We start from the raw sequence: 2,938 nt of genomic DNA, 5'->3' as shown, positions 1-2,938 counted from the left end.
CTGAAGGGATCCCCAATCCGTTTTGCCGCTGTGAACATTGCCAACAGGCCCGTTTTCTCAAGGGGAAAGATCTGCGTACCCACTCTTCGGCGATTATTGATGATGTGATGTTGATCGATGTCGCCCCTGAGTTCAGCCAACAGTTGCTGCGTGATGGGCTGGACGCAAGTGGCTTCACCGACCTGCTGTTTACCCACACCCATCCAGACCATTTCAACGTCGGTGAGCTGTTTAGCCGAATGGAGGGTTACGGTTTCAATATCGACCATCCCCTAGAGATTTTTGGTAACGACCGGGCGATCAACGGTTGTGCTGCGGTGTTGCCGGGCTACAGCAAACAGCGCTTTGCCTTCCACTGCCTGGTACCCTTCGTGACAGTAGAAAGCCATGGCTATAAGATCACACCGCTGTTGGCCAACCACGCCAGGTGGGAGCTGTGCTACGTGTATGTGATCGAAAAAGACGGCCAGACGATTTTCTATGGCCATGATTCTGGCTGGTTCCCGGAACTCACCTGGCAGTGGCTGCAGGGCAAAGCGTTGGATTTGGTGGTGCTGGAATGCACCTACGGTTTCAACGGCGACGATCGCACCGACAACCATATGAGCCTGGAAACCGTCTTTGCCGCCCAAGAGAAGCTGCGTGCGATGGAGTGCCTGCATTCCGGCAGCCAGATCGTGGTGTCGCATATTTCTCACAGCGGCAAGTTGCTGCATGAGGAGCTGGTGGCTGCCTGCAGTGATAAAAACATCACCGTGGCGTATGACGGCCTGACCGTTAACGTGGCATAGGGGGATATCATGGACTTTAACAAAACTCCTCGCCTGCTGATCATGATGTTTGTGCAGTATTTCATGCAGGGTGCCTGGAATATGACGATGGGCCTGGTGCTGAGCACCTACGGCATGGCAGCCATTATCGGTTCATCTTATGCGCTGCTGGGATTGGCAACGATACTCTCGCCGCTGTTTATCGGCATGGTTGCAGACCGCTTCTTTGCTTCGCAGAAAGTCATGGCGATCCTGCACCTGATCAACGCCGGGGTGATCCTGTGCGTGCCGCAGTTTATCGAGGCGCAGGACACCACCATGACGCTGGTGATGATCTTCCTGGTCGGGCTGCTGTTCTATCCGACCACCGCGCTGGCCAACAGCATCAGCTTTAGCCATATCAACGGCGTGAAGTACTTCCCGGTGATCCGCGTGTTTGGCACCTTCGGTTTTATGGCGATAGGTTTCATCATCGGGCAGATGGGATATTCCGGCGATACCATGACCTGGTACATTGCTTCGGCCGCTGGGGTGGCATTGGGGCTGTACTGCTTTACCTTGCCGGATACACCGCCGAAGGCCAAGGGCAGCACCTTCACCCTGCGCGATCTGCTGTGCCTGGATGCGCTGTCGTTATTTAAAGATCGTAACTTCTCCATTCTGATGCTGAGCATCTTTGTGTTGATGATCCCCAAAACGGCCTATTCCGCCTATATTCCGGTATTCCTCAAAGCGCTCGGGTTTGATAACGCCGCCTCCATGATGCAGGTAGGGATCGCCTGTGAAGTGGTGTTTATGTTCCTGCTTTCGTTCTTCCTACTGAAAGCAGGCTTCAAGGTGACGTTGATGATGGGCGCGGTGTGCTGGATCATCCGCTCGGTGCTGTTCTCTCAGGCTGCGCTTGACGCCAACATGACGTTTGTCCTGATTGGCCTGATGCTGCAAGGCTTCTGCTGGGACTTCTTCTTTACGGTGGGGGATATCTATGTCGACCGTAAAGCACGGCCCGAAATTAAAGCCCAGGCACAGAGTCTGCGCTTTATCGTCTCCAATGGTTTTGGCTTGCTGTTCGCTTCTACCATTTGCGGCCAGATCTTCAACAGCACCGTGACGGAGCAGGGGCCGCAGGCGTTACCGCAATGGGAAAGCTTCTGGCTGTTCTCGGCGATCATCGCCGCCGTTGTCTCGGTCTTCTTCTTTATTTTCTTCAAGGACGATCTTTCTAAACAGAACACATCGGCGGCAATGAAGCCTGCGAAGCAATAGGAAGTAACATGGACAGCTGGTTATCGGTGCTGGGCGGGTTAGGGCCGCTCCATCTGGCGACGGTAGGCAAGATAGTCGCGGCGTTTGTTCTGGGGGGCGTGATTGGCTTGGAACGTGAATCCAAGGGCAAGCCTGTTGGGTTTAAAACCTGCGTGATTATTGCCGTCGCCAGCTGCGTATTAACGGTGGTGTCGATTCAGTCTGCGGAGTATTACGCCGAGATATCCGTCAATATCCGCAGCGATCCCATGCGGTTGGCCGCACAAATTATCAGTGGGGTGGGCTTCCTGGGCGCAGGGGTGATCTTGCACCGTCGCGATGACGCCATTTCTGGTCTGACGACCGCCGCGATCGTTTGGGCGTCGGCGGGAGTGGGGATTGCCTGTGGAGCCAGTTTTTATTTGCACGCACTCTTGGCTACCGCACTGTTTTTACTGGCGATAAAAATCAGCCCCTATATTTTCCTGCTGCAATCGAGGAATCAATATCTGGGGAAGGTCAAAGTACGGCTGATACTCGATGAGCAGGCAGGGCTGGCCAGCTTGATGGCCCAGCTTAATCAGCAGAGAAACCTGATTGATGCGATGACCATACGTGACGTCAAAAAACACAAGATTGAAGTTAATTTTAAGCTAACGGTAAGGAAAAGGACGACCTTAGACGAACTGTATGGCACGTTGCGCGCTATGCAACACGTGTGCTTCGTCGCATTAGAGCATTAACGGGTTTGAGTGGATCAAAAATGCCGGGTAGCTTAGCTGACCCGGCATTTTTTTCCTGGCGGTTGAACAATCAGGCTTTAACCGTGACGTTCATGCCTTTGTAGCTGACCTTCTGGCCATCAACGATCTTGCAGCGCTTACGCGTTTCGACCTGACCGTTTACTTTGACCTGCCCTGCGG

4 protein-coding genes are annotated in these 2,938 nt (G+C 53.7%); 3 read left to right on the top strand and 1 reads right to left on the bottom strand.

Annotation, left to right across the window (positions count from 1 at the left end; translation table 11 throughout):
* The 3 genes from ACLQ7H_RS17205 to ACLQ7H_RS17195 all read left to right on the top strand — a co-directional run.
* A partial coding sequence (locus ACLQ7H_RS17205; RefSeq protein ID WP_411753711.1) for an MBL fold metallo-hydrolase occupies positions 1-791 on the top strand: 791 nt, incomplete at its 5' end.
* Between the two features lie 9 nt (positions 792-800).
* Positions 801-2,036, top strand: coding sequence for an MFS transporter (locus tag ACLQ7H_RS17200; RefSeq protein ID WP_411753710.1), 1,236 nt, complete (start codon positions 801-803; stop codon positions 2,034-2,036).
* 8 nt (positions 2,037-2,044) lie between these two features.
* Positions 2,045-2,758 carry an MgtC/SapB family protein gene (locus ACLQ7H_RS17195; protein ID WP_248944766.1) on the top strand — a complete coding sequence of 238 codons (714 nt, stop codon included), beginning with the start codon at positions 2,045-2,047 and terminating at the stop codon, positions 2,756-2,758.
* 70 nt (positions 2,759-2,828) lie between these two features.
* Here ACLQ7H_RS17195 and ACLQ7H_RS17190 read toward each other — a convergent pair.
* The coding region (locus ACLQ7H_RS17190) for an RNA-binding S4 domain-containing protein (protein ID WP_411753712.1) at positions 2,829-2,938 on the bottom strand (110 nt) is incomplete at its 5' end.

The sequence above is a fragment of the Serratia sp. (in: enterobacteria) genome (assembly GCF_046715635.1).
In the GTDB taxonomy this organism is placed as follows: Bacteria; Pseudomonadota; Gammaproteobacteria; order Enterobacterales; family Enterobacteriaceae; genus Chania.
Note: the sequence above shows the minus strand (reverse complement) of the source record. Positions and strands in the feature narration are given on the sequence as shown.

Excerpts from the sequence above, each read along its gene's own strand:
- ACLQ7H_RS17195 (WP_248944766.1), top strand. The coding sequence starts at position 2,045 with ATGGACAGCTGGTTATCGGTGCTGGGCGGGTTAGGGCCGCTCCATCTG.
- ACLQ7H_RS17200 (WP_411753710.1), top strand. The coding sequence starts at position 801 with ATGGACTTTAACAAAACTCCTCGCCTGCTGATCATGATGTTTGTGCAG.